Below are 1275 nucleotides of genomic sequence, written 5' to 3' on the forward strand. Positions count from 1 at the left end.
ATTCAGGAGGTCAAAATGTTAACACTAACTTACGAGTATAAATTAATCCCGAACGAAAAGCAAATCGAGGTAATTGAGAACACCTTGAGAGTGTGTCGTGCTGTCTGGAATTACGCCCTAAGAGAGCGAAAAGATTGGATTAACGCTCGGAAGTGTTCTGTTAATGCTTGTTCTCTGGACAAAGAATATATTATTCCGGCGGATCAACCATTCCCAAATTACAACATCCAAGCCAAACAATTAACAGAAGCCAAGAAAACCAACCCGTGGTTAAAATCTGTGAATGCTCAAGTCTTGCAACAGGTATTAAAAAGATTAGAGCGGGCATTTACAGATAGGCAATCAAAAAAACTCGGTTTCCCTCGCTTTAAGAATCAGTATAGGATGCGTTCTTTTGTGTATCCTCAAATGCTCAAAAATTGTCTCCAAGAAAACCAGATTAAACTGCCTCAATTGGGATGGATTAAATTTAGGAAATCGAGAGATATTCCCAATGGTTTCGCGATTAAACAAGCGAGAATTATCAAAAAAGCATCAGGATATTTTATTCTACTGTCTTTGCAGTTAGATGTTAATATTCCAGATGTCCCATTTCACGGTCATGCCATTGGGATAGACTTGGGACTGGACAAATTTCTGGCAACTTCTGATGGAGAACTGGTCGAAAGACCCCATTTTTTGAGCCAACTACATAGCAAGCTGAAATCGCTGCAACGTAGGTTAAGGAATAAAAAGAAAGGGTCTAATAATCGACACAAATTAAACCAGAAAATAGCGAGATTACACCAAAAGATTTCTGATACTCGTAAAGATTGGCAATTTAAACTTGCACATTCTCTCTGCGACCAAGCACAGTCAATATTTTTTGAAGATATTAACTTTAAATCTTGGGCAAAAGGAATGTTATCTAAACATTGCCTAGATGCTGCGTTTGGTCAATTTATTACCATTCTCAAATGGGTAGCATGGAAACGAGATGTTTTTGTCGCGGAAGTTGACAAGAATTACACCTCGCAAATCTGTCCAAAATGTGATTTTCACACCGGAAAAAAATTGCTTTCCGAACGAGAACATAATTGCCCGGAGTGTGGATACAAAACCCATAGAGATATAGCAGCCGCAGAAGTTATCAGAGATAGAGGAATCGAAAATGCGCTAGGGCATAGCGTATCGGAAAATGCTTGTGGAGATGATCTGACGGGGGCTTTGCCTAGTCAAAAATCTGTGAAGCAGGAAATCTTGAATGCGAGTTCAAGAATCTCCCGCTAGAACGCT

General features: G+C 39.4%; 1 protein-coding gene. It reads left to right on the plus strand.

The window, feature by feature from the left end:
- Nucleotides 1-15 precede the first annotated feature (15 nt).
- Nucleotides 16-1269 carry an RNA-guided endonuclease InsQ/TnpB family protein gene (locus VB714_RS27220; RefSeq protein WP_416309815.1) on the plus strand — a complete coding sequence of 418 codons (1254 nt, stop codon included), beginning with the start codon at nt 16-18 and terminating at the stop codon, nt 1267-1269.
- The last annotated feature ends 6 nt before the right edge of the window (nt 1270-1275 follow it).

Origin of the sequence: Spirulina sp. 06S082, from assembly GCF_034932145.1 — a bacterium.
Taxonomy (GTDB): Bacteria; Cyanobacteriota; Cyanobacteriia; order Cyanobacteriales; family Spirulinaceae; genus CCY15215.